Raw genomic sequence first — 24,763 nt, 5'->3', positions numbered from 1 at the left:
CCACCACCACTCAGACCGACGCGCTCGGCCGGGTCGTGAAGACCACCGACAACCTCAGGAATGGGCACCCCGTCGATGGCCAGGTGCGGGTGGTGGAGTCCCGCGCGTACCCGGTGCCGGGCACGGTCGAGATCACCGACGCGTGGGGAGCGGTCACCGTCACGAAGCAGGACGTGTTCGGTCGTGAGATCGAGACGCGAGCAGCGACCGGGCTGACCAAGATCACCCGCTACGACGACATCGCCCACACCATCACCACCGGACTGACCCCCACCGGGGATCTGGCGGATGCCGACTACACCGCCACCCAGGTGATGGATGTGGCCGGGCAGATCACCCAAACGGCGGGTACTCGTGCCGATGCGCTTCCTGTCCCGACGATCGCGTCGGTGTTCGACGGGTTCGGGCGCGAAACATCCACCAACGATGGTGCTGCGGCCATCACGACGGATCTGGATGTGTTCGGTAACCCGACGACGACCACGGTCACCCCGCAGACCACGACGGGGCTGCCGGTGGTCGCGAAGCGTCGGTTCGACGCGTTCGGAGCGAGTGTGGAGAAGACCCTCATCGAGGGGGATCAGTCCCGTTCCGGCGGTAGCCGGACTCTGGACATCCTGGGTCAGACATTGTCGGAGACCGACCAGAACGCGTCGACCACGACTTACGAGTACACCCCGGATGGGAAGGTGGCGAAAGCCACCACGGGGTACGGGGCGGTGACGGTGAACACGTATCACCCGGTGACGCGGAAACTGACCGAGACGGTCACGACGTCTCCGATCGGCGACCAGGTGCGTACCGGGTTCGAGTATGACCCGGTCACCGGTGATGTGCTGGCGGTGTTCGACCCGGCAGACCGGGCGGGGACGCAGGTCGCATATGCGTACGATCCGCTCCACAACATCACGAGCATCACGTACCCGGACGGGAAGCAGGTCACCCACACGTACGACGGCAACGGGCGCAAAGCGTCCACGACCGATATCGCCGGGAACACCACGTCGTACGTGTACGACCAAGCGGGGCTCCTCACGTCCGCGGTCCAGGTCGACGCGGGCGGGACGGAGATCGGTCGGGTCGGGTACACGTATGACGCGTACGCGCGGGTCGCGGAGTTGTCGCGGGCGAACGGGGTCACGACCCGGTACGCCTACACGTCGCGGAACGAGATCGCGACCGAGACGACGACGGGCCCGGGCGGGACCGTGCAAGAGGCGCGCTCCTATGCGTACGACGATCGAGGCAACCTCACCCACCGTACCGACACCACCACCCCCGCGGACGGGTCGGATCCGACCGTCACCACAACGGCGTACGAGTACGACGATCAGGGCCGGCTCACCCGCTCCACCCTCCACCAGGGCGACACCATCGAGGGGGCCGTGGTCTCGGACACGTCCTACGTGGTGACCGTGTCGGGCGACATCTCCCGTGAGACGGTCACGACCACCGATCCCGACACCGGGGTCAGCCAGGCGACGGTACGCGAGTTCACCTACACCCCGACCGGCGAAATCGGCAGCCTCAGAACCACCACCCCCGACGGCACCGTGACCACGGTCGCCCCCACCTATGACGGAGCAGGCAACCTCACCACCGCCGTAGACGGCACCCGGTACACGTACAACGCCGCCAACCAACTGGTTACCGAAATCACCCCGACCGGGGACACGGTGCGGACGGGGTACTGGGCGACCGGGCAACGCGCGACCCTCGCCACCACCGGTCTGAACGACGGGTCCGGGGAGGCAGAGTTCTACTGGGACGACACCACCCTGATCAACGACACCCATGCGCAGGGCGACGAACCGCCCGGGACCGCGTCGTACCTGATCGGCGCCACCCGACACACCCGCACCACCACCAACCCCGACACCGGGCCGGACACGGAGTACTACACCCAAGACCGGCACGGCAACACGACCGCCCTCACCGGTAGCGACGGTGCCCCCACCACCCGGTACACGTACACCGACTACGGCACCCCCACCACCACGGGCACCGGCGCAATTGCGGCGGGCGACACGACGCTGGAGTGGGTAGGGAACCTGTCGTACCAGCCGTTCCAGTACTCGGGGGAGCAGACCGCCCCCAACGGCGCCCAATACCTGCGAGCCCGCACGTACGACCCCGGCACCATGCGGTTCATCACGAAGGACACCGCACAACTGCACAACACCTACAACTACGCCCACCTCAACCCCATCATGATGACCGACCCCACGGGCAACACCCCCGACTGGGAAAGCATCACCAACTGGGTCACGGGCGGAATGGCCATCGCCTTCGCTGCGATCAGCATCGTCTCCGCGCTGTACACCGGCGGCGCCTCACTAGGAGGGCTCGGCATCGCCGGCCTCATCGCCGACGCCTACACCATCACCACCGCAAGCCTCGTCCTCATCGACAACATCACCGACATCATGAGCGACGATGTCGCCCTCGGCCTCACCCTCTCCGAAACCGTCCTCGGCATCGGCGCCGGCGCCGCCGCCGTCGGCGGTGCCAAAGCAATCAAGAAGTTGAGTGTGAGAGTGGAGCTTGATCGCGTAATCGGCGACACCGCTCGAATCGTCAAGAATGATCTGAAAGCCCTCGGAATCGATCTCCGAACGAAGGACTTGGCAAAGATCATCCACGACAACGGCGCGGAAATCGCGATGCTGTCCGTGGGCAAGTCGGCAGATCTGGAGTACTCGGCGGAGTTCCATCTCGATCAAGCGAACCAAGTATTCACAGGTCTCCGATGGGAACCCACTCTTAATGGAGCTCTTGGTTCTCCGGTCACAGTGAAAAACAGCGCCTTGGCGTCAAGATTGTCAAACCTCCACCGGTTGGAAGGGTCGATACTCGCGCTAGGGCGGGATGGGACGCCAATGCTTCAGCAGGTAAGAAAGACCATTCAGCCTGACCTGCTGACACTCAAAAACGCTGCAGGTGGCAATGTGTATCCGGACGGCAAATATGTCGAGAAGGTGGCATTCCAGGACGCGGCGGGGAAGCTCCTATACGTGGATCAGAATCAGTTCGGAAGGAATTACGACGGTCTGAAGTGGGAGAAGTACGATTGATTCTGCGCAAGCTCGGTGTCGCCCTCAGATGGGGCCCGAAATGGCGGGCGGGGCATTTCTGGTCGGCGGCAGGGCGGAAACTCCGCAGGTCGGGCCGCGGTCAGCCCCGCGGGAGCCACACCTTCATCGCATGGACGCCGGGCCCACCGTTGCCCCACGTCGCGTAGGCGCGGAGCACGAGCGCAACCTCCGCGGGACCTGCGATCGGCGCGGGCGCGTCGGCCCGCACGTACAGGGGGCTCGATGTCGCGCTGACATCGAGCTCCTGCGCCTCGAGGCGGAGCAGCGTGCCGAGCCCCTGCCCCAACTCGACGTCGAAGACCGGGTCGGTCGGCACGACGATCCGCTCGACGTCGAGGGTATTATCGGCCTGATCCGCGCAATAAACGAGCGGCCCGCGCGTGACCGCGACGGTGCCACGCAGCGCGTCGGCGCCCGGGTGCGCCCGCCACACCACGGGGTCCATCGCGAACTCGACCTCGATGTTCGACGAGACCGCGAGCGCCCCGAGGTGAAGCCAGCCGTCCACCGCAGTCGTCGGGCGGTCGAGCCCGTCGACGCGCACCACGGCGCATCCCTCCGACCACGCCGGCATCCGCACCGCGAGCGTTGCGGCGCCGGCATCACCCGCGACCGAGAACAAGAGGCGGCCGTCGGACGGAAAGTCCGAACGCATCTCGAGGGTGCCGCCCCCGTCCAGCGCAAGGGCCGCGTTCCCGAAGTGCGCGACCTGGATCTCGTCATCGCGCCGCGCGAACATCACGTGCTCGAGGGTCGCGAAGACCCGCATGAGGTTGGGCGGACAGCACGCGCACCAGAACCAGTCCAGCCGGGTGCCGGCGGATTCCTGCTGGCTCGCACCGTGATCGCTGCGCAACTGCAGGGGGTTGCTGTAGAAGAAGCGATCGCCCGACTCGGAGATGCCCGCGAGCACGACGTTGTAGAGGCACCGCTCCATCACGTCGACGTAGTCGGCGCGGCCGCTCGCGAGATACATCCGCCACGCCCAATTCATCAGGGCGATGCCCGCGCACGTCTCGGCGTAGGCGCGTTCGCTGGGGAGTTCGTATGCGTCGCCGAACGCCTCATCGCGGTGCCGTGATCCCGTTCCGCCGGTGAGGTAGAGCCGGTGGGCGATGAGGTCCGCCCACTGGCGCGCGACAGCATCCCAGAGGGCGGAGTCGCCCGTTTCGAGGTGCAGATCGACCACGCCGGCGTTCAGGTACATCGCCCGGACGGCATGACCGCGCATGGTCGCGGTCTCGACCACGGACGCGTCATCCTGGTAGTACTGCGGGCCGAAATCGCCGTGAGCAACGAAACCGCTGCCGCGCCGGCGCACGAACGCCTCGGCGAGATGAAGGGCACGCTCGTCACCCGTGAGGCGGTACAGCTCGACCAGCGCGGTCTCGATCTCGGGGTGACCGCAGTACACCGGGCTGTCGTCACCTCCGAACAAGCGATCGACGAGGGCGACGAAACGCTGGGCGACGCCGAGCAGCCGCTCATCGCCGAGCGCGCGCACACCCGCGATCGCGGCCTGGACGAGATGGCCGAGGCAGTAGAGCTCGTGGCCGTGCGCGAAGTCGCTCCATGGTTCGCCGAACGGCTCGCCCCGCTGGTACGCCGAGTCGAGGTATCCGTCCTCGCGCTGTGCGTCGATCAGCAGGGTCACGTTTTCGTCGTAGAACCGTCGCAGCTCTTCCGATTCCTGGTGCCCGAGCTCCCAGGCGATCGCTTCGAGCGTCTTGTACACGTCGGAATCCGCGAACCGCGGCCCCTCGAACGGGCCGTCGTATGCGCCGACGAGGCGCCGGAGGTTCCGCAGATTCCCGGCGTGCTCCAGCATCCGGATGCCGTGCAGAATCGTGACGGCGCGGTTGCGCGCCACCAGCTCGGCGTGGAAGCCGGGGGCGAACCGCGCACCCGTGACCGCCTGTACGGCTCCCCCGGCCACCGCGCCGACCGGGCCCACGTGCCCCCGGACGGCGGGCAGCATCAGTCCTTCACCGATCCGGCGGCGAGTCCGCCCGTGATGTGGCGCTGGAAGACGACGAACACGATGATGAGCGGGATCGCCACGACCGTGGATGCTGCCATCAGCGGCCCCCATTCGGTGCCGTACTGGCCGATGAAGGCGTTGAGCGTCACTGTGACGGGTTGCATCTCGCGCTGCGTGGTGAGCGTGAGACCGAACACGAACTCGCCCCACGTCATCACGAAGGCGAACACCGCGACCGTCACGAGCCCGGGCCGGACCAGCGGCAGCACGATGCGGAAGAACGACTGGAACCGGGTGGCCCCGTCGACGGCCGCGGCCTCTTCGAGCTCACGGGGAATCGTGAGATAGAAGGGCCGGAGCACGATCACCGCGAACGGGAGCGTCCCGACCGTGTTTGCGAGGATGAGGCCGATATAGGTGTTGACCAGACCCCACTGCGAGAACAGCGCGAACATCGGAAGGGCGACGTTGATCGCCGGCAGCAGCTGCGCGACCAGGAACGGCAGGAGCAGCAGGGCGGTCCATCGCAAGCGGAGCCGCGCCATCGCGTAGGCGGCGGGTGCGGCCAGCACGATCGTGAGCACGGTGGTTCCGACGCTGATGATGACGCTGTTGCCGAGAGCCCGCAGCATCAGCGGGTTGTCGAAGACCGCCGTCACGTAGTTGCTCCAGTCGGCCGGTATCGGCAACCAGGTCGGCGGACTGGTGAACAGCTGATCCGGCGATTTCAGCGACGTCGAAATCATCCAGTAGAGCGGAAAGAGGAAGATCCCGACGACGATCACCGCGATGATCGTCAGGTGCCACTTGGGCCGCTCCGATTTCAGCCCGCGCGTGGACGGCTTGCGGTGCGGTGTGACGAGGGTCTCGGTCATGGTGACCGTGCGCGATGTGGTGCTCACAGCGTGGATTCCTCTCGTCTGCGCAGCCAGAGGTAGAGCACCGACAGCAGCAGCGGGATGATGAGCAGGATGTTCGCGGCGGCTGCGCCGTCACCGAACCGGAAGAACTCGAACGACAGCTTGTAGACCTCGATCGAGAGCACGTTGGTCGCTCCGGCGGGGCCTCCGGCCGTCATGACGTAGATGAGGTCGAACACCTTGAAGGTGTGCACGAACCCGAGGAGCAGGGCGATGACGATCACGGGTCGCATCATCGGAACGGTGATGCGCCAGAACCGCTGCCAGGCGTTGGCTCCATCGAGCTGCGCTGCTTCGTAGAGCTGCACGGGCACGCCCTGCAGGCCCGCGTACAGCAGCATCATGTGGAACGGGATGCCCACCCAGATGTTCGCGATGATGACGGCGATCAGGGCGGTCTGCGGATTCACCAGCCACGGCACGGTGGAGGGCAGCCCGATCAGACCGAGGAAGGCGTTCAGAAGGCCGTAGCTTCCGCTGAAGATCCAGCGCCACAGGCTCGCCGAGACGACGGCCGGGAGCACCCAGACCACGAGCATGAGTGCCCGCAGGAAGCCCGACAGGGGGAATCCGCGGTTGAAGAACAGCGCGAACATGAACCCGATCGAATGCTGGAACACCAGCGACCCGATCGTGAAGACCAGGGTGATCACGAGCGACGGCACGAACTGCGGCGAGCTCAGGAACTGCACGTAGTTCTCGAGGCCGACGAAGGGCGCTCCCCCGGTGAGGAAGTTGCCCGCGTTGACGTCGAACAGGCTGAGGTTGAACGTGTAGAGCAGGGGGTACAGCAGGAAGATGATGAGGAAGACGATCGCCGGCAGGACGAACGAGTACCTGCCCATCACATCGAGCCAGCGGAACCCCTTCGCGCGCGGCCCTCGGGCGGCCGGCGCAGGGCCGGCCACCCGAGAGTCAGTGCGGGTATCCAGAGACATTACGGAAGCAGCGGCGCGATCGCGTCGGATGCTGTCTTGAGGGCGTCCTTCGAGGTGGCCGCACCCGTCATCCGGGACTGCAGAGCCACCACGAGCTTGTCGGCGATCTCTGCGTAGTTGGCGCCGTACGCCCGAGGCCGGGCGACCTGCAGCTGATCGGTGAACACCCCGATCACCTCGTTGTCCGGGAACGGGTCGATGTCGCTGCGCGTCGGCAGGCTGCCGCCCGCGACGTTCATGAGGGTCACGTTCTCGGGCTGCTGGAGGAACTGGAGCACCTTCCACGCCGCGTCCTCGTTCGGGCTGGCCATCACCATGTAGTTCTCACCACCCGTGACGGAGGCATCCTCTTTCCCGGACGGAAGCAGTGCCACTCCATATTCGAGGCTCGGCGCCTCCTTCGCGAGGAACGGCAGCTGCCACGGTCCGTTGATCATCATCGCGGCGCGGCCCTGGGCGAACTCGGTGGCGACGGCCGCCTGGTCCCAGTTGAGCGCCTCCCTCGAGACGCTGCCCTTGTCCATCATTCCCGCCCAGTAGTCCAGCGACGAGACGGCGGCATCCGAGGTGAGGTCATCCAGATCCGATCCGCTCTGCCAGAGCGCCGGGAGGTACTGGAACACCGCCTGCTGATTGTTGATCGCCGAGTAGGCCAGACCGTAGTGCTCGGGAGTGGTCAGAGCTGCGGCATCCTTCTCCATCTCCGCCCACGTGGTGGGCGGCTTGAGCCCTGCCGCATCGAACATGGCCTTGTTGTAGAACAACGCGAGGCAGTTCGCCGACGCCGGCAGGCCGTAGATGCTGTCCTGGTAGGTCGCCGAGGCGATGACGCCCTCGGGGTACTTGTCGAGCTGACCCCACTCCGCGATCTTGTCGTCGAGCTTGGCCGCGAGCCCCAGCTCGGCGAACTGCTGGTGGTCGGGGCTGTTGATCACGACGAGGTCGGGGAGCGACCCGGCGCCGGCCGACTGGAGCAGGCTCTGCTTCAGGTCGGCGTAGGCGATGAATTCGCGGTTGATCGTGACGTCCGGATTCTCCTCCTCGTACTGCTTGAGGAGAGCCTGCAGCTGTTCGCTCGAGGCGCTGCCGTCGGCGTAGTAGTCCCACCAGGTGAGGGTGACCGGGCCGGAAGATGCTCCGGCGGTGGAGACCGGGGCGCTGCCCCCCGGGGCACAGGCGGCGAGCGCGCCGACGGAGAGTGCGAGCGCGGCGGTGAGAGCGGCCCCCCTCAGGAGGCGGCGGCGTGGGCGAGAGTACGACATGCGTTGATTCCCTTCATCATTGACGGAACAGAGCGTGGTGCGGGGTTCGGGTGGATTCGCTCAGGGTGCAGGAGCGAGGTGCTTGTCGAGCCAGGCGTGTGAGATTCGCAGGCCATCGTCGAGCGAGGCCGTGGACTCCTCATCGATGCACAGCCAGCCGTCGAAGCCGATGTCGGCGAGCGCCGCGAGGATCCCGTCGAGGTCGAGCTCGCCCTGACCAACCAGGCGCCACTCCCCCTCGGCGTAGTCCTTCAGGTGGATGTTGTCGATGATCGGTGCGAACTCGCGGATGAAGCCGGGGATGTCCGTGACGCCGCTCTTGGCGAGGTGCGCGGTGTCGACCGTGAGGCCGACGGCACCGGGCTCGATGGCACTCCAGAATTCGCGGACGTCCTCGGGGAGCATGACCGGCTGGTCGAAGTGGTGATGCAGCGACAGCCGGATGCCGGCATCCCGCGCCCGCTTCCCGTGCGCCTCCAGCTGCCGTGCGAGCTGCACGCGCTCGTCCGTCGTGATCCCCTCGCGGGAGCGGTTGTGGCAGAAGACCACCGTTTCGGTGCCGACCTCCTTGGCGAAATCGAGCACGTCGGCGAGTCGGTCGTCGTCGAGTTCGTCGAAGTACACGAGCACCGCCGACGCTCCCTCGTGACCTCGGGTGAGAGCGGCGAACTCCGCGCGAGAGTGCAGCCACGGCAGGAACTGCCCTGTCTTCAGCTGCAGTGCGTCGTAGCCCGCGGGGCCGAACTCGGCCAGCAGAGTGGGGAACTCGTCGGGAGCGACGGGCTTCGAGAAGGCGATGCGCATCAGAGCACTCCGTCCTGGAATCGAACCGGCTCGCCGGTCTCCGCGGACAGGTACGCGGCTTCGAGCAGAGACAGGGTGCGAAGGTTGTCGCGCCCGGAGTTGGACGGCTCGCCGCCCGCGTCGATCGCCGTCAGGAGATCATCCAGGCCGAGGAAGGCCGACTCGGGTTTGCCGGGGCCCGCCCACGGATTCGATACGGTCTCGACGCCGTCCGCCGTGTGGATCTCGAGATGGTCGTAGTCCAACAGCAGCGTGCCCGCCTCCCCGATGACGATCGTCTCGATGCGTTCGACCCTGCTCGAGAAGCTCTGGGTGTAGTTGACGCCGATGTCCGCGAAGCGGACGTGGATCGAGGCATCCGTCTCGCCCGCCGCCTCCAGCGCGGGCGAGCGATGGGTCGTCGCGACCAGCCAGTCGGCCTCCTGCCCCAGGATGAAGCGGAAGCCGTCGAACCAGTGCACGCCCATCACCGACAGGGAGTGGTGCCGCTGTTCGGCACGCCAGCCGGTGACCTCGCGCCACATGAGCTCGCGGTGGTCGATCGCGATCACGCGGCCGATCCGGCCCTCGCGGATCGCGTCCCGGGCGTGGCCGAACGCGTAGTGGTAGCGGAAGTTCTGGTCGACGGCCAGAAGGACGCCCGCTGCCGAGGCCACGTCGACGATCTCGATCGCCTGAGCGACCCCGTCGGCCAGCGGCTTCTCGACGAACAGGTGGATGCCGGCGGCGGCGAGCTCTTCGACGGCGACGAGTCGCACGTGGCTCGGCGTCGACACGACGGCGACCTCGAAGTCCGCACCCTCGAGCGCCTCGGAGATCGAGCCGAACGTGGCCGTGATCCCGAACGTCTCGGTCACCCATTCCCGGCGCTCGGGCGACGGGTCGACGGCCGCGACGATCTCGATCCGATCGGGGTGGGCGAGGTAGCCGCGGAAGTGCATCTCGCTGACACCGCCGCAGCCGATGATCGCGATCCGGTGCCGGGTGGATCTGCTCACTCGCCGACGACCTCTCGGCTCGCGGTGTCGAAGCAGATGAGCAGTTCGCACTGCTCGTCACCGATGTTCGTGGCGTTGTGGATCGAGCCCTTCGGGATCGAGATCGTGTCGCCGGCGGTCATCTCGACGTACTCGTCGCCGACCCGGTGGCGGATCCGGCCCTTGATCACGTGCAGCACCTCGTCGCAGTTGGGGTGATGATGCACGGGGTTCTGCTGACCGGGCTGGATGAAGCACTTGCCGACGGTGAGGGTGTCGGAGTTGCCGAGCGCGCCCGAGACCATCCACTCGAGGCGGCCCCACGGCTGGGGGTCCACCTGAACGTCCGCGAGCGCGGTGATGCCGCCTCGGCCCGTTCGTTCGGTCGGTTCAGACATGTGCGGTTCTCCTCGGGTGTCCGCGCCCATGCAACACGTCGTGCATCGGCGCTGATGAGCTCGTCTAGGCAATGATGCGTGCCCGGCCCGGAGAACCCGAGGGCCAATTTGGCGACGGTGGCTCCCGGTGGCTCCCGGTGGCTCCCGGTGGCCCACCGCCGCCCGAGGGCGGTCACCTCACGCGGAGATCCCGACCGATGCGGCGTAGTGCGCGTCCCAGCACTGGGCGAGCAGCTCGATCCCGCGCTGCGTGTGCGCGGGGACGGCGGCATACGAGATCCGCAGATGATCGTCGAGGCGATCGTGGATGCTGAAGGTCGAGCCGGGGAGCACCCGCACGCCGAATCGCTCTGCCCGGTGGGCGAACGACGTCGCGACCTCGCCCGGCAGCCGCACCCAGAGCGAGCCGCCACCGACCGGCACCTCCGGCTCCCACGAGGGCAGCCGGGTGGACAGCGACTCGAGCGCGAGCCTGCGCGACTCGGTGAGAGTGCGCAGCCGCTCGTCACGCGCGAGCTCGATCTGCGGAAGCAGGTGGCTGGCCAGCAGCTGCGCGAGGAGCGAGGTGCCGAGATCCTGGCCGCCCTTGACCGCGGCCAGTTCGCTGATCGTGTCGGGCTGGCCGCGCAGCCATCCGACCCGCAGGCCGCCCCAGAACGACTTGCTCATCGAGCCGACGGTCATGACCATGTCGCTTCCCGCCGCGAGGGGCACCGGCCTGCGGTCACCGTCGATGATCGTGTCGGCCAGCGTCGCATCGTCGATGACGGGGGTGCTGAAGCGATTGGCGATCGACGCGATCCGGCTGCGGCGGAACACGTCCAGGACGCTTCCGGTGGGGTTGTGCACGGTGGATTGCAGCACGATCAGGGCCGGCCGCTCGCGCGCCACCACGGCGGCGAGCTCGTCGACATCGATGCCCTGGCTTCCGCTGGGCACGCTCACCAGGCGCACACCGAGTGAGCGGAGCGATTCGATCGCCCCGCGGAAGGACGGCTCTTCGATCACGACGGTCGATCCCGCCTCGGTGACGCTGGAGGCCGCCAGACGAAGGGCCTGCTGCGCTCCGGACGTGATCAGGATGTGCTCGCGCGATGTCGGCAGGCCCAGCGCCGAGTAGTACTGGGCCACCGCGTCGCGGAGCTCGTCGAGCCCGCTCGGCAGGTACCCGTGCGAAGCGACGAGCTGCCGCGCCCGAGGGCTCTCCAGCAGGTCGAACTGGTCGGCGACCAGCGCGAGACCGGGTAGCGCCGCGCTCCGCAGATCGATGTGGTCGACATCCTCGTCCTCCGTGAACGAGCGCAGCCGGTCATCTCCCCGGACACTGTGCGAGGTGCGGGTGGTCGACACATAGGTCCCGTCGCCCTGCCTGCTCGAGAGCACTCCCTCGCCGCGCAGCAGGTCGAAGGACTTCGTCACCGTGTTCCGGCTCACCCCCAGGGCGATGCCCAGGCTCCTCTCCGAGGGCAGGCGGGTGCCCGAGGTGAGCGCCCCGGTGGCGATGAGGCCCCGGATGTTCGCGGCGAGCTGCACATGGAGTGCCGCCTCGCCGCTGACCCAGTCGCCGAGCAGCCGCGCGAGCCGATTCGCGCCGATCGTCGCCAATCGGAAGGAATTGGCACTCGAATAGGGGGAAGTCATGTGGCCATTATTGGTACGGCCGCAGTGCCGCGGTCAAGACGTGAATCGGAGTGGTCATGAGTTCCCCCACGGTGGTACTGCTCGGTGCTCTGGACACCAAGGGTGCCGAGTACGGCTTCGTCCGCGACCGGCTGCACGCGGCCGGCGTGGACACGATCATCGTCGACTTCGGGGTTCTCGGCGACCCGCAGATCGCCGCCGACATCGACCGCGAATCCGTGGCCCGCGCCGGGGGAAGCGACCAGAAGACCCTCGTGGCCTCCGCCGATCGCGGCGCAGCGATGGAGGCGATGAGTCGCGGAGCAACGGCGATCGTCGCCGATCTCGTCCGGTCCGGTCGCGCGCAGGGCGCCCTCGCTCTCGGCGGTACGGGCGGGACCTCGGTCGCCGCGGCAGCCTTCCGCGATCTGCCGCTGGGCTTTCCCCGTCTCATCGTCTCGACGGCCGCCTCGGGCAACACCGAGCAGTACATCGGCGAGACCGACCTCATCCTCGCCCCCAGCGTCGTCGACATCGCAGGGTTGAATCGGATCTCGCTGCGGATCCTCGCGAACGCCGCCGCGGCGATCGCCGGCATGGTCACCGCCGCTCCCCTCCCCGATCTCGACGCGAAGCCGCTCGTCGCCGCGAGCATGTTCGGCGTCACGACACCCGCCGTGACCCGCGCCCGCGAACGCCTCGAAGAGCTCGGGTACGAAGTGCTGGTGTTCCACATGACCGGCGCGGGCGGTCGAGCCATGGAATCCCTCATCCGGCAGGGGTACATCGACGGGGTGCTGGATGTCACGACCACCGAGCTCGCCGACAATCTGGTCGGCGGCGTGTTCTCCGCCGGCCCTACCCGGCTGACCGCGGCCGCCGAAACCGCGACACCGCAGGTCGTGTCGGTCGGGGCGCTCGACATGGTGAACTTCGGCCCCGTCGACACAGTGCCGAGCCGATTCGCCGACAGGAATCTCTACGTGCACAACTCGAGCGTCACGCTCATGCGGACGACCCCCGCAGAGACGGCACAGCTCGGCGCGGAGCTCGCTGGCAAGGCTGCCGCGTCGACCGGGTCCACGACCGTCGTCCTGCCGCTGGGCGGCGTGTCGGCCATCGCCGTCCCGGGCGGTCCGTTCCACGATCCCGCGGCCGATGACGCGCTGTTCACCGCGATCCGCGACGGGCTCGTGGGATCGGCCGTGGAGCTCGTCGAGTCGGATCTCGACATCAACGACCCGGCGCTGGCTGTGGAACTGGCCGACCGCCTCCACGGGCTGATCCTGCAGCGAGCCGCTGAGACTTCGACCACACCCAACGGAAAGTAGGGGCACATGCCATTCGTCGCGCGCGCCGAGATACTCGATCGCCTGAGAGAGAAGGTCGATGCCGGCCGACCGATCATCGGGGCGGGGGCGGGAACGGGACTCTCGGCGAAGTGCGAAGAGGACGGCGGAGCCGACCTGATCGTCATCTACAACTCCGGCCGGTACCGCATGGCGGGGCGAGGATCGCTCAGCGGTCTGCTCGCCTACGGCAACGCCAACGAACTCGTCGTCGCGATGGGCCGCGAGGTGCTGCCGATCCCCGCGCGCGTTCCCGTCCTCGCGGGGGTGAACGGCACCGACCCGTTCTACGACCCGCCCCGCTTCCTGCGTGAGCTGCGCGACCAGGGATTCTCCGGCATCCAGAACTTCCCCACCGTGGGGCTCATCGACGGCCAGTTCCGGGCGAACCTCGAAGAGACGGGCATGAGCTACCAGCTCGAAGTGGAGCTCGTCGCGCACGCTCGCGCCGCGGATCTGCTCACGACGCCGTACGTCTTCTCGGTCGAGGATGCCGTCAACATGACCGAGGCGGGCGCCGATATCGTCGTCTGCCACATGGGCCTCACGACCGGCGGCAGCATCGGCGCCGCCACGTCGCGGACCCTCGAGGACTGCGTGGAGCTGGCGACGGAGTGGGCGGCCGCCGCGCGCTCCGTGCGCGAGGACGTGCTCGTGCTCGTGCACGGCGGCCCGGTGTCGATGCCGGCCGACGCGCAGTATGTGCTGAACCACGCGAAGGGCCTCCACGGGTTCTACGGTGCGTCATCCATGGAACGCCTGCCCACCGAGATCGCTATCACCGCGGCCGTCCGCGAGTTCGCGGACATGTCGCTCTGACGACTGACACCCCTATCCCCCACCGCGCGGCGCCGTCCTGCGCGCGCATCCGACGGAGCACGATGACCGCTGCAGCGCTGACCATCTCGAGAGACTTCACCATCGGCGACGTGCCGCGACGGCTCTTCGGGTCTTTCGTCGAGCACATGGGGCGCTGCGTCTACACGGGCATCTACGAGCCCGGGCACCCTTCGGCCGATGCGGAAGGGTTCCGGCGCGACGTGCTCGACCTGGTCGCCGAGATGGGTCCGACGGTGGTCCGGTATCCGGGCGGCAACTTCGTCTCGGGGTACAACTGGGAAGACGGCGTCGGCCCCGTCGACCAGCGACCGCGGCGGCTCGACGGGGCCTGGCACACCGTCGAGACCAACGCCTTCGGACTCCACGAGTTCGCCCGCTGGTCGAAGCTCGCCGGTACCGAGATCATGGAGGCCGTGAACCTCGGCACCCGCGGCGTGGAGGCCGCGCGAGAACTGGTCGAATACGCGAACCACCCGGGCGGGACCCGCCTCTCGGACCTGCGGAGGGCCAACGGGGCCGCCGATCCGTTCGGCATCAAGCTGTGGTGCCTCGGCAATGAGCTGGACGGCCCGTGGCAGATCGGGCACAAGACGCCCGCAGAGTACGGGCGGCTCGCTCAGGAAGCGGCGAAGGCGATGAAGCTCGTCGATCCCGATATCGAGCTCATCGCGGTGGGCAGCTCGAACTTCCACATGCCGACATTCGGCGAATGGGAGTACACCGTTCTGAATCACGCCTACAACGAGATCGACTACGTCTCGATGCACGCCTACTACCAGGAGCACGATGGCGATGCCGAGAGCTTCCTCGCGGTCGCCGTCGACATGGACGCCTTCATCGACTCCGTCGCCTCGACGATCGACGCGGTCAAGGCACGCGGCAAGCACAAGAAGGACGTCCACATCTCGTTCGACGAGTGGAACGTCTGGTACCAGCGCGGCCTCGACACCGACGACCAGCCGCACCGCGTGAGCACGGCATGGCGCGAGCATCCTCCGCTCATCGAAGACACCTACAACGTCACGGATGCTGTCGTGGTCGGCACCCTCTTGAACTCGCTCCTGCGGCACGGCGATCGTGTGCGGATCGCCAACCAGGCTCAGCTCGTGAACGTGATCGCTCCGATCCGCACCGAACCGGGCGGCCCTGCGTGGCGGCAGAGCACGTTCTGGCCCTTCGCGCGGATGGCCGAGCTCGCGCGCGGAAGGATCCTCCGGGTCGCGACCCGGTCAGACCGCATCGATACCGCCGAGTACGGCGACGCCGACCTCGTCGATGCGAGTGCGACCTGGAACGAGGAGACGGGCCGGCTCGCCCTGTTCGTCGCCAACCGCGGGCTCGACGCCGACGCGGATGTGACGCTCGCGCTCCAGGGCTTCGACGTGAAACGGGTGACCCGCGCCGAGGTGCTCGCCGTACCCGAAGGAGGCGACCGGTTCAGCGCGAACAACTCCGGCAGGCCGGACGCGGTGGGCCTGCGCCCGCTCGGCGGAATCGTGCACGACGGCAGCCTGGTCACCCTCCGCCTGCCCGCGCTGTCGTGGTCGGTGGTCGAATTCGAGGTCGTCTAGCCGTCGGAGACGACCTGACCGAGCCGCGATTCAGGCGTCGCTGCTGCTGAGGTAGTGCTCGATGATGTAGTCGGCGATCGCGAGAGACGACGTCGCGGCGGGCGACGGGGCATTGCGCAGGAGCGTGACGGGGCCGATCTGGTCGACGGCGAAGTCGTCGAGCAGGGATCCGTCGGCACCCCAGGCCTGCGCGCGCACACCCGCTGCGGTCTTCGCCGTGAGGTCGGACATCTTCAGCTCGGGGATGAACTTCCGGGCCTTCCGGTAGTAGAGCGGCTTGAGCAGCGACGCGGAGATCTCATCGACGCCCATGCGCCAGTGCTGCGTGGCCAGAGCAGGTGCTCCCGGCCACCGGAGCGAGTCCCACGTGTCCTTCGGCGAGATCGTGGGCCACGTGTACCCCTCGCGAGCAAGAGCGGGCACGGCGTTCGGGCCGACGTGGATGTCATCGTAGACACCGCGCGTGAAGTGCACGCCGAGGAACGGGAACCGCGGATCCGGGACGGGGTAGATCATGCCGCGCACCAGGTGGTTGCGCGAGCCCGCCAGCGCCCAGTACTCGCCCCGGAAAGGCAGGATCTTGGGCGAGGCCGACGCTCCGACGTAGGTCGCGACGACATCCGACTGGAGACCGGCGCACGCGATGACCCGGTCGAAGACGTGCTCCGACACCGGCGTCAGAACCCGCACCGTCGCGCCCTCACGCCGGATCGCGACGACTTCGTGACCGAGCAGGATGCGGCCACCGGATGCCCGGACGTCTTGGGCCATGGCTTCCGTGATCGCGGCGTAGTCGACCACCGCCGTGTGCGGCGAGTGCACGGCGGCGACGCCCGCGACGTGCGGCTCGATGTCGCGGAGCGCCGCCTGCGAGTCGAGGCGGGCGAGGTCGGGCACCCCGTTCTCGATCGAACGCCGCTCGATCTCGGCGAGCGCCGGCAGCTCGTCGGTGGTCACCGCGACCACGAGCTTGCCCACCTCGTGGAACGGCAGGTTCTTCTGCTCGCAGTACTCGCGGATGGAGACACGTCCGAGCGCGCAGAGCCGCGCTTTGAGTGAGCCCGGCTTGTAATAGAGACCGGCGTGCACGACGCCGGAGTTGTGGCCGGTCTGGTGAGCGGCGACCCGCTCCTCCTTCTCGAACACCGTGACCTCGCCGATGCCCCGTTCGCTGAGCGCGCGCGCGAGAGCGATGCCGACGATGCCCCCGCCGATGATGCCGATCCGGTCGCTCAACTCGCTGCCCATCCGTCGTCGAAGTCGTCGAAGTCGTCGATCAAGGTCTCACCCTCGCGGATTCCCTGGCGTTCATCGTATCGTCGGCCTTCACCCGCTTCGGCGCACACCCACAGGAGATCGCACGAACACAGGACAAGATCGGGCCAGAGCATCCTGTCCCGGTGATTTCTCCTGCCGGGGTGCGGCGGAAGGGCCGGTGCGGCGGAAGCCGCCGGCTTCGCGGCGTCAGACGGCGGGGGGCGCGGCGGGGATGATCTGATGGACGTACCGCGCCTCGGTGATGATCCGGCGCTTGGTGAACACCCACCGCCCGTTCTCGCGCGCGTATTCGTCCTCGTAGCGGATGAGGAAGTTGTGGCTCAGATCGAACGGCGATCGACGATTCTGGTGGAAGTCCTCGTAGAGGTGGTGCGCGACGCAGTAGACCTCGCCGGATGCCGTATCGCCGTCGAGCACGATGTGCTGCGTCGTCACGGAGTGCAGCGTCTTCTGATAGCGGGCGAGCTGGTCGCGCGGTATGCGCAGCACGTCCTCGAGGCCCCGCACCGATCCCCCGCTCTCGACCACCACGTCGTCCGAGAAGAGGGAACGCCAGGCATCGCGGTCGTCGCGATCCAGAGCCAGCGCGTACCGATGCGAGAGATCGCGGATGCTCAGCTCATCCCTCAGCGCCATGATCTGCGTGTCCGACATGATGCCCTCTCCCGTCGTGTCCCGCACGTCAGCGGTCCGCGTGCTTGCGTCGATAGGCGGCCCAGGTCACGGCCCACACGTCGGGGTCGTCGAGTCCCGAGCCGTCGATCTGCGCGACGACCTGGTTGTGCGGCGCCGTGCGCACGAGCTCAGGGTCGCGGCGACCCTCTTCGAGAACGTGCGCGAGCACTGCGATCCACTCGTCGAGATCCTCCTTCGACCACATCTCGCCCGCCTCGGGGGTGAAGGGCTCGGGAACGATCCACGGCTCGTGCGCGAGCCAGTACGCGTCGATGCCGAAATCGGTCATGCGGTTCTGCACGTCTACGGTCGACAGCCCGGTCTCGGCCGTGTACTCCTCGAGGGAGTAGCGGGTCATCTCCAGTCGGGGCAGCGCTTTGCCCGGGAACGACATCGTGACGCCGGGAAGCGCCATGAGCTGCTTCTCCATGTAGTTGTTGGCCAGGACCGAGAGATCGGATGCTTCGCGCAGGCCGTCCGTGCCCATCGCACGCGTCCACGAATAGGCCTTCACGAGCTGCTGGACATTGCCGAGGAACTCGCGCACCCGGCCGACGCTCTGGTCCGGCTCGATGAGCTCGTAGACATCGCCCTCCTTGACCACCCGCGGCCCTGGCAGGAACCGCGCGAGCTCATCCGAACATCCATACGCCCCCACAGACGGTCCGTTGCCGCCCTTGGGCACGCCGAAGGTCTTGTGCAGCATGTACATGCACGCGTCGAAGCCGAGGTCTCGGGCGCGCAGGCGCGTCATGACCCCGTTGAAGTTCGCGCTGTCGTAGAACGCGAGCGCGCCGACCTCGTGCACCGCGGCGATGAATTCCTTGATGTGGGGGTTGTAGATCCCCATGTCGTCGGGGTTGTTCAGCATGAGCGCGGCCGTGTGCGGACCGATGACGGCGCGGAGCGCCTCGAGGGTCGGGTACCCGTCCTCTTCGATCGGCAGGGTGATGACCTCGAATCCCGCCGCCTTCGCCGTCGCGGGGTTGCACGGGTGCGCCTGGGCGGTGGTCACGATCTGCGTGCGCTGGGCGAGCTCACCGCGGGAGGCGTGGTAGGCCCGCGTCACGACCGCGTGGAGGTACGCGGCATCCGCTCCCCCACCCGGCTGGAAGCTGAACGCGTCCATCCCCGAGAGGTTGCACAGCTCCCCCTCGAGCGAGTGCACGATGCCGAGGAGCCCCTGATAGGTGGACGGATCCTGACGGGGGTGCACCGCGGCGACCTCGGAGCGGGCCGTGATCTGCTCGTTCACCGTCGGATTGTGCTTCATCGTGCACGTGCCGAACAGGCTGATGCCCATCATGCCCATCGTCTGCTGCGAGAGGTGGGTGAAGTGGCGCCGCACCTCGTACTCGGCAAGCTCCGGCAGATCCGCGTCCCGTGCACGACGGAGCGTCTCGGGGAAGAGGGCTTGCCCGGGGCTGGGCGCCCACGATGCCGGCGGAACGACACCTCGGCGTCCCGGAGCACCGAGTTCGTAGACGACGGGCTCGTCCCAGGATGCGGCGTGATACCTGCGGACCGCGCTCATCGGGCCACCACCTCTTCCAGAGCGGAGATCAGTTGTCGGACGTCGGCCTCCGAGATCACCTCGGTGACGCTGTACAGGGCGCAGCCGTCGAGCCGTGGGTGGCTCCCGGTGAGGTCGTGACCGCCCAGGATGCCGTGCTCGAGCAGGGCCGCATTGATCTCGCCGACAGAACGGCCCGTGGCCGAGAAGTCGACGACGAACTCCTTGAAGATGCGGTCGCCGTAGCGGACGGAGACGCCCGGTACCGCGCCGATGAGCTCGGCCGTGCGGCGCGCATTGGATGCGACGGTCTCGGCCAGCTCGCGCATGCCTGCGGGGCCGAGCAGTGCGAGGTAGACCGCGGCGCGCACCGCCCACAGGTAGACGGAGTTGCCCGTCCAGTCGTTGCCGAGCTCGCGCGCGCCGTACGAACTCTGACCGAAGAGGGTCATGCCGAAGGCGCGCTCCCCTCCGCGGATCGTGGGGGCGATGCTCACCTGCAGCGTCGGGAACTGTCGCGCGTAGCGCTCCTCGTCGCGGCTCGCGATGAATCCACCCACTCCTCCGCCCGCGTTGAGGTGGATGCCCAGGGGCTGGATCGACCCGACCACGATGTCGGCGCCGAACGCCGCGGGCGAGGCGAGGCCGCCGAGCGAGATCGGGTCGACTCCCACGATCGCCTCGGCTCCGGCGGCGTGCGCGGCCTCGACGATGCGGGCGATGTCGTGCTCGATGACGCCCCACGAGTTGGGTGTCTCGACGTAGACCGCCGCGATGTCGTCGCCGAGCGCCCGTTCGAGCGCGTCGACCGACAGGGTGCCGGTGGCCTCGTCGACGGGCACCTCGCGCACCTCGATCGACCCGCCGAGCTCGCGGTACCCGGCATAGGTGTCGATGACGAGCCGGCGTTCGCGGTCGATGTTGTCAGGGATGAGGACGACGCGGCGCCCCGTCATGCGGGCGGCCATCCGCAGCGCGTGACCGGCCGCGCAGCCCCAGCTGTAGACGGGGAGTCCGACGAACTCGAGATCGACCAGCGCACCGAGTTGCGAGGCGAACTCGAACCAGGCCTGGTTCCGACCGTGGTCGGAGCTGGGCGTGCCCCAGACCGACGTCGAGATCTCGGGGCGGCTCGCGATCTCGTCGCAGAGCGCGGGGACGTGGTGCTTCCAGTACCCGCCGCCGAGGAACGACACGTGCGAGTCGGTGGAGATCCCGCCGCGCAGGCGCCCCTCGATGAGTCGCCGCAGCTCGTACTCGGAGCGGATGCCGGCAACGCGCCGGACGTTGTCGTCGGAGCGGTGGTCGGCGGGGATCTGCGCGAAGAGCTCGTCCGCGTCCGTGATGCCGATCGCGTCGAGGAGCGCCTGACGGCTGCCTTCCGCCGAGTTCGCCATGTAGGGATGCGATGGACTCATGTCCCTCTCCTTTGTCTGTCGTGAATGGGGTCGGGGGTCACGCCGCGGCGTCGACCACCCGCAGAACTGTGCTCTGCCTCGGCCCGGTGCGCACGCGCCGGTAGCCGAGAAGCGGGTGCGTTCCTCGCACCTCGTCCGGTTCGATGTCGATGAGGAGCACGGGCGGGAAGAGAGCCCCCACCTTCTCCTCCGTGGCGAGGATGTGGACGCGCTCCGCGCCGATCGCGGAGACGACCCGCGCGCTCAGCTGCTGATTGCCCCGGCCGAGGAGGAATCCCTGCCCGCCGACCACGCCGAGGACGAGGAGGGGATGCTCCGCCGCGCCGACGACGGCGAAGAGGCGCTCCTCGGTCACATCCGTCTCGACGCTCCCGTCGGGATGCCGCACGTCGACCCCGCGCAGCGTCGGGTCGAGCCCGAGGGCAGCGGCGACCGCTCCCGTCGTGGCTCCCGGCCCGATGATCCAGGTGGTCCGTGGATCGGCCGCGAGGACGAGGCTCTCGGCGATCGCACGTCCGACGGCGGCCGATGCCGCGGCGGGGGCAGCCGTCTTCGCGCCCTGCAGAGGCTCATGCGAACGCGGCACCCGCAGCATCCCCACGACTCCGCTCTCCCCGCCGTCGCCGACGTCGAGCACTTCGGCCGGCTCAACCGACGCGTGACCTGCAGCCGCGGCGACGAGCAGGCGCCCCGCGGCCTCGGGCGAGCGGGCGAAGACCTCGGAGTGCATCTTTACGCCGGCGGGGACTCCGATCACCGGGACGACCTCGCCGATCGATTCGGCCAGATCGGTGGCTGTTCCGTCGCCCCCCGCGAAGACGAGGAGATCGACGCCTTCGGCCACGAGCAGATGCGCGGCGCGGGCCATGTCCGCACTCGTCGTACGACCCGGACGCACCGGCATGTCCAGAACGACGTGTCCGATACCGGCATCGCACAGTGCGTCCGCCCCGAGCACGCCGGGCCCCGCGATCAGCTCGACCTCGCCCCCCGGGGACCCGAGCTGATCGAGCGCCCGCACGAGCCTGCGGGCCGCGCGGCCCGCCCGCACGGCCTCATCGAAGAGGTGCGCGGGCAGTCGATCGGTGCCGTGCAGCGCGAGCGTGCCGCCGAACCCCGCGATCGGGTTCAGCAGCACACCTACGCGCACCATCACGATCGCTACGCGTCGCGCATCTCGGCGACGGCGCGATCGAGCCCGGCTCGGACCCCTGCCACCATCCGCGAGAGCTCGTCGGGGGTGGTGATGAACGGCGGCGAGAACGAGACGGTGTCGGCCGCGGGCAGCGCGCGCGTGATCACGCCTTCGGCCAGAGCCCCGCGCGTGACGGCGCCCGCGAAGGCGCCCTGTGATGCGAACGCCCTGAGAGGTTCGCGCGAGTCGACGAACTCGACGGCGGCCATCAGCCCGCGTCCGCGGATCTCTCCGACGTGGGGATGATCGGCGAAGGCGTCGTGCAGCAGCTCGTGCAGCAGCGTGCCGTTCTCTGCGACCTGGGCGATCAGACCGTCGCGCTCGATGATGTCGAGGTTCGTCATGGCGGCCGCGGCGGCGAGCGGATGCGCGGAGTAGGTGTAGCCGTGACCGAAGCTGCCGTACTTCGCCGAGCCCGCCAGCAGCACCTCCCAGACCTTCTCGTTCACGAGCACGGCCGACAGGGGCACGTAGGCCGAGGTGATGCCCTTGGCCACGGTCATCAGATCGGGACGCATGTTCACCGAGTCGCTGCCGAAGGGCACGCCGAGACGGCCGAAGCCGTTGACGACCTCGTCGGCGATGAGGAGCACATCGTATTTGTCGAGCACCTCTTGGATCTTCGGGAAGTAGGTGTCGGGCGGCACGATCACGCCGCCGGCGGCCATGACGGGCTCGGCGATCATGGCTGCGACCGTCTCGGGCCCCTCGTTGACGATGAAGCGATCGAGCTCGGTCGCGAGCGCCGTGGCGAACTCGTCGTCGGTCTGCCCGGGCTCGCGCTCCCACAGCCGATGCGGCGGGCGGACGTGGCGGATCATCGGGAGCGGCAGGTCGAACCCGTCGTGCAGGTTCTTCAACCCCGTGAGTCCCCCCGAGAGCACGGTGACGCCGTGGTACCCGCGGCGGCGCGCGATGATCTTCTTCTTCTGCGGACGCCCGAGGACGTTGTTGTAATACCAGACGAGCTTGGCCTGCGTGTCGTTCGCGTCCGAGCCCGAGTTGCCGAAGAAGACCTTGCTCATCGGCACGGGCGCCATCGCGATGAGGCGTTCCGAGAGCCGTGCAGGGAGGTCCGTGCCCATCGACGAGAACGCGTGGAAGTAGGGCAGCGTGAGCGCCTGCTCGCGCAGCGCCTCGGCCATCTCGGGATGGGAGTAGCCGACGTTGACGCACCACAGCCCCGCCATCGCGTCGAGGTAGTCACGCCCCGTGCGGTCGGTGACGGTCGCCCCCTTGCCCTTGACGATCGTCATATGAGGACCGTTCTCGGCGTGGGCGGCGAGATTGGTCATCGGGTGGAACAGGTAGTTCCGATCGAGCTCCTCGACATGCATGTCGTACACCTTCGTTCGTTCGCATTACGCACTTATGGTCGCACTTCGCACATTACCCTCTATGCTGGACATCATTCAAACCCCTTGTCGGGATCCGAGTCAGAAAGTTGAGGGCGACCCATGACGACCACCCGTTCCGAGCTTCTCGAGGGCGATCTCGTACGCACACAGCTCTATTACGGCGGACAGTGGCGCGACGGGTCAACGGGCGAGCGACGCCCGGTCACCGACCCCGCGACAGGCGAAGAGATCGCACAGGTCGCCGTCGCCACCGCCGACGATGTCGTGGCCGCCGTCGAGGCCTCGGGCGAAGCGTTCAAGAGCTGGTCGAAGGTGCCCGCTCCGCAGCGATCCCGCATCCTGCGACGCTGGTACGACCTCGTCGTCGAACGCGCAGACGACCTCGCGGAAATTCTCACGGCCGAGCAGGGCAAGCCTCTGGCAGAGGCGAAGGCGGAAGTGCTCTACGGCGCCGGATTCATCGAGTGGTTCGCCGAGGAGGCCAAGCGCCTGTACGGCGAGGTCATCCCGACGAACAACCCCAACCGGCGCATGCTCACCACGCGCAGCGCCGTCGGCGTCACCGCCGCGATCACGCCGTGGAACTTCCCCGCCGCGATGATCCTGCGCAAAGCCGCGCCCGCACTTGCGGCGGGCTGCACGATGATCATCAAGCCCGCGAGCGAGACGCCGCTCACGGCGTTCGCGCTCGTCGCGCTCGCCGAAGAGGCCGGCATCCCGCCCGGAGTGCTGAGCGTCGTCAACGGATCCGGCTCGGTCATCGGCGGAGTCCTCACCAGCCACGAGCTCGTGCGGACGATCAGCTTCACGGGGTCGACCGAGGTCGGCCGCACGCTCATGGCGCAGTCCGCGGGAACGATCAAGCGCCTCGCGCTCGAGCTCGGCGGCAACGCGCCGCTCATCGTCTTCGACGACGCCGACATCGACAACGCCGTCAAGGGCGCGATGGATTCGAAGTTCCGCAACGCCGGTCAGACGTGCGTCTGCGCCAACCGCATCATCGTGCAGGAGGGCATCCATGATGAGTTCGTCGCGGCGCTCTCGCAGGCGATCGCGAAACTGCGCGTCGGCGACGGGCGCGACCCCGAGACGACCCAGGGTCCGCTCATCTCGCAGGCTGCTGTCCAGAAGGTGGAGTCGCACATCGCCGACGCCACGAGCAAGGGCGCGCGCATCCTCAACGGGGGCGCGGTGAGCGCACTCGGCGGCACATTCTTCGAGCCGACCCTGATCGACGGCGCCACACCCGACATGCTCGTCGCGTCGGAAGAGACGTTCGGCCCGCTGGCCCCGGTCTTCACGTTCTCGACCGAGGAAGAGGCGATCGCGCTCGCCAACGACACCGAGTTCGGCCTCGCCGGGTACTTCTTCAGTCGTGACATCGGTCGCATCACTCGTGTCGCCGAAGCCCTCGAAGTCGGCGTCGTCGGGGTGAACACGGGACTCATCTCCTATGAGGGCGCACCGTTCGGCGGGGTCAAGCAGTCCGGCATCGGCCGCGAGGGATCGCTTCACGGCATCGAGGAGTACACCGAGCTGAAGTACATCTGCATCGAGGGCGTCCTGTGACT

19 protein-coding genes are annotated in these 24,763 nt (G+C 67.9%); 5 read left to right on the top strand and 14 right to left on the bottom strand.

Features of this window, described 5'->3' with window-relative positions:
• Positions 1-3,074 (top strand): RHS repeat-associated core domain-containing protein (locus F6B43_RS15900; RefSeq protein WP_150449953.1); only part of this gene is annotated, 3,074 nt, incomplete at its 5' end.
• Positions 3,075-3,174: 100 nt separating this feature from the next.
• Here the strand turns inward: F6B43_RS15900 and F6B43_RS15895 are convergent.
• From F6B43_RS15895 to F6B43_RS15860, 8 genes are all read right to left on the bottom strand, one after another.
• On the bottom strand, positions 3,175-5,073 hold the full coding sequence (locus F6B43_RS15895) for a glycoside hydrolase family 127 protein (protein WP_170285689.1): 1,899 nt from the start codon (positions 5,071-5,073) through the stop codon (positions 3,175-3,177).
• On the bottom strand, positions 5,073-5,978 hold the full coding sequence (locus tag F6B43_RS15890; protein WP_211368169.1) for a carbohydrate ABC transporter permease: 906 nt from the start codon (positions 5,976-5,978) through the stop codon (positions 5,073-5,075). Before F6B43_RS15890 ends, F6B43_RS15895 begins: the two co-directional genes overlap by 1 nt.
• The gene (locus tag F6B43_RS15885; protein WP_211368168.1) at positions 5,975-6,934 is read right to left on the bottom strand and encodes a carbohydrate ABC transporter permease; all 960 of its coding nucleotides are present in this window, start codon (positions 6,932-6,934) and stop codon (positions 5,975-5,977) included. The genes F6B43_RS15890 and F6B43_RS15885 overlap by 4 nt, the downstream gene beginning before the upstream one ends.
• Positions 6,934-8,196 (bottom strand): ABC transporter substrate-binding protein, encoded by a 1,263-nt coding sequence (locus tag F6B43_RS15880; RefSeq protein WP_150449951.1) that lies wholly within the window; start codon positions 8,194-8,196, stop codon positions 6,934-6,936. Before F6B43_RS15880 ends, F6B43_RS15885 begins: the two co-directional genes overlap by 1 nt.
• Before the next feature lie 60 nt (positions 8,197-8,256).
• Positions 8,257-9,000, bottom strand: coding sequence for a sugar phosphate isomerase/epimerase family protein (locus tag F6B43_RS15875; RefSeq protein ID WP_150449950.1), 744 nt, complete (start codon positions 8,998-9,000; stop codon positions 8,257-8,259).
• A complete protein-coding gene (locus F6B43_RS15870; protein WP_211368167.1) occupies positions 9,000-9,998 on the bottom strand; it encodes a Gfo/Idh/MocA family protein in 999 nt (332 codons plus the stop codon). The genes F6B43_RS15875 and F6B43_RS15870 overlap by 1 nt, the downstream gene beginning before the upstream one ends.
• Positions 9,995-10,375 carry a cupin domain-containing protein gene (locus tag F6B43_RS15865; protein WP_150449949.1) on the bottom strand — a complete coding sequence of 127 codons (381 nt, stop codon included), beginning with the start codon at positions 10,373-10,375 and terminating at the stop codon, positions 9,995-9,997. Before F6B43_RS15865 ends, F6B43_RS15870 begins: the two co-directional genes overlap by 4 nt.
• A gap of 177 nt (positions 10,376-10,552) precedes the next feature.
• Positions 10,553-12,016: an aminotransferase-like domain-containing protein gene (locus F6B43_RS15860; protein WP_150449948.1), complete on the bottom strand. Its 1,464-nt coding sequence runs from the start codon at positions 12,014-12,016 to the stop codon at positions 10,553-10,555.
• A 56-nt stretch (positions 12,017-12,072) separates the two neighbouring features.
• Here F6B43_RS15860 and F6B43_RS15855 point away from each other — a divergent pair, with 56 nt between their 5' ends.
• From F6B43_RS15855 to arfA, 3 genes are all read left to right on the top strand, one after another.
• Positions 12,073-13,326, top strand: coding sequence for a Tm-1-like ATP-binding domain-containing protein (locus F6B43_RS15855; RefSeq protein WP_150449947.1), 1,254 nt, complete (start codon positions 12,073-12,075; stop codon positions 13,324-13,326).
• A gap of 6 nt (positions 13,327-13,332) precedes the next feature.
• Positions 13,333-14,163, top strand: a complete 831-nt coding sequence (locus tag F6B43_RS15850; protein WP_150449946.1) for a phosphoenolpyruvate hydrolase family protein — start codon at positions 13,333-13,335, stop codon at positions 14,161-14,163.
• Positions 14,164-14,225: 62 nt separating this feature from the next.
• Positions 14,226-15,755: an arabinosylfuranosidase ArfA gene (gene arfA / locus F6B43_RS15845; RefSeq protein WP_150449945.1), complete on the top strand. Its 1,530-nt coding sequence runs from the start codon at positions 14,226-14,228 to the stop codon at positions 15,753-15,755.
• A 30-nt stretch (positions 15,756-15,785) separates the two neighbouring features.
• On the opposite strand, the gene lhgO is transcribed toward arfA, so the two are convergent.
• The 6 genes from lhgO to F6B43_RS15815 form a co-directional block, all read right to left on the bottom strand.
• Positions 15,786-16,991: an L-2-hydroxyglutarate oxidase gene (gene lhgO / locus F6B43_RS15840; RefSeq protein WP_150449944.1), complete on the bottom strand. Its 1,206-nt coding sequence runs from the start codon at positions 16,989-16,991 to the stop codon at positions 15,786-15,788.
• A 228-nt stretch (positions 16,992-17,219) separates the two neighbouring features.
• Positions 17,220-17,687 (bottom strand): nuclear transport factor 2 family protein, encoded by a 468-nt coding sequence (locus tag F6B43_RS15835; RefSeq protein ID WP_150449943.1) that lies wholly within the window; start codon positions 17,685-17,687, stop codon positions 17,220-17,222.
• Between the two features lie 28 nt (positions 17,688-17,715).
• Positions 17,716-19,242 carry an aminomethyl-transferring glycine dehydrogenase subunit GcvPB gene (gcvPB, locus tag F6B43_RS15830; RefSeq protein ID WP_150449942.1) on the bottom strand — a complete coding sequence of 509 codons (1,527 nt, stop codon included), beginning with the start codon at positions 19,240-19,242 and terminating at the stop codon, positions 17,716-17,718.
• On the bottom strand, positions 19,239-20,639 hold the full coding sequence (gene gcvPA / locus F6B43_RS15825; protein WP_150449941.1) for an aminomethyl-transferring glycine dehydrogenase subunit GcvPA: 1,401 nt from the start codon (positions 20,637-20,639) through the stop codon (positions 19,239-19,241). Before gcvPA ends, gcvPB begins: the two co-directional genes overlap by 4 nt.
• Before the next feature lie 37 nt (positions 20,640-20,676).
• Positions 20,677-21,792: an ATP-NAD kinase family protein gene (locus tag F6B43_RS15820; RefSeq protein ID WP_150449940.1), complete on the bottom strand. Its 1,116-nt coding sequence runs from the start codon at positions 21,790-21,792 to the stop codon at positions 20,677-20,679.
• Between the two features lie 8 nt (positions 21,793-21,800).
• Positions 21,801-23,171 (bottom strand): aminotransferase, encoded by a 1,371-nt coding sequence (locus F6B43_RS15815; RefSeq protein WP_150449939.1) that lies wholly within the window; start codon positions 23,169-23,171, stop codon positions 21,801-21,803.
• A gap of 120 nt (positions 23,172-23,291) precedes the next feature.
• Here F6B43_RS15815 and F6B43_RS15810 point away from each other — a divergent pair, with 120 nt between their 5' ends.
• Positions 23,292-24,761: an NAD-dependent succinate-semialdehyde dehydrogenase gene (locus F6B43_RS15810; protein ID WP_150449938.1), complete on the top strand. Its 1,470-nt coding sequence runs from the start codon at positions 23,292-23,294 to the stop codon at positions 24,759-24,761.
• The last annotated feature ends 2 nt before the right edge of the window (positions 24,762-24,763 follow it).

The sequence above is a fragment of the Microbacterium rhizomatis genome, from assembly GCF_008710745.1.
Lineage (GTDB): Bacteria > Actinomycetota > Actinomycetes > Actinomycetales > Microbacteriaceae > Microbacterium > Microbacterium rhizomatis.
The sequence above is the reverse complement of the archived record's forward strand: the minus strand, read 5'-3'. Positions and strand labels throughout refer to the sequence as shown.

Bases quoted from the DNA above. Each gene is read 5' to 3' on its own strand.
- F6B43_RS15810 (WP_150449938.1), top strand. From the start codon at position 23,292: ATGACGACCACCCGTTCCGAGCTTCTCGAGGGCGATCTCGTACGCACA.
- F6B43_RS15835 (WP_150449943.1), bottom strand. From the start codon at position 17,687: ATGTCGGACACGCAGATCATGGCGCTGAGGGATGAGCTGAGCATCCGC.
- F6B43_RS15820 (WP_150449940.1), bottom strand. From the start codon at position 21,792: ATGGTGCGCGTAGGTGTGCTGCTGAACCCGATCGCGGGGTTCGGCGGC.
- F6B43_RS15880 (WP_150449951.1), bottom strand. From the start codon at position 8,196: ATGTCGTACTCTCGCCCACGCCGCCGCCTCCTGAGGGGGGCCGCTCTC.
- F6B43_RS15895 (WP_170285689.1), bottom strand. From the start codon at position 5,073: ATGCTGCCCGCCGTCCGGGGGCACGTGGGCCCGGTCGGCGCGGTGGCC.
- F6B43_RS15865 (WP_150449949.1), bottom strand. From the start codon at position 10,375: ATGTCTGAACCGACCGAACGAACGGGCCGAGGCGGCATCACCGCGCTC.
- F6B43_RS15885 (WP_211368168.1), bottom strand. From the start codon at position 6,934: ATGTCTCTGGATACCCGCACTGACTCTCGGGTGGCCGGCCCTGCGCCG.
- F6B43_RS15875 (WP_150449950.1), bottom strand. From the start codon at position 9,000: ATGCGCATCGCCTTCTCGAAGCCCGTCGCTCCCGACGAGTTCCCCACT.
- gcvPA (WP_150449941.1), bottom strand. From the start codon at position 20,639: ATGAGTCCATCGCATCCCTACATGGCGAACTCGGCGGAAGGCAGCCGT.
- arfA (WP_150449945.1), top strand. From the start codon at position 14,226: ATGACCGCTGCAGCGCTGACCATCTCGAGAGACTTCACCATCGGCGAC.
- F6B43_RS15860 (WP_150449948.1), bottom strand. From the start codon at position 12,016: ATGACTTCCCCCTATTCGAGTGCCAATTCCTTCCGATTGGCGACGATC.
- F6B43_RS15850 (WP_150449946.1), top strand. From the start codon at position 13,333: ATGCCATTCGTCGCGCGCGCCGAGATACTCGATCGCCTGAGAGAGAAG.
- gcvPB (WP_150449942.1), bottom strand. From the start codon at position 19,242: ATGAGCGCGGTCCGCAGGTATCACGCCGCATCCTGGGACGAGCCCGTC.
- F6B43_RS15855 (WP_150449947.1), top strand. From the start codon at position 12,073: ATGAGTTCCCCCACGGTGGTACTGCTCGGTGCTCTGGACACCAAGGGT.
- F6B43_RS15815 (WP_150449939.1), bottom strand. From the start codon at position 23,171: ATGCATGTCGAGGAGCTCGATCGGAACTACCTGTTCCACCCGATGACC.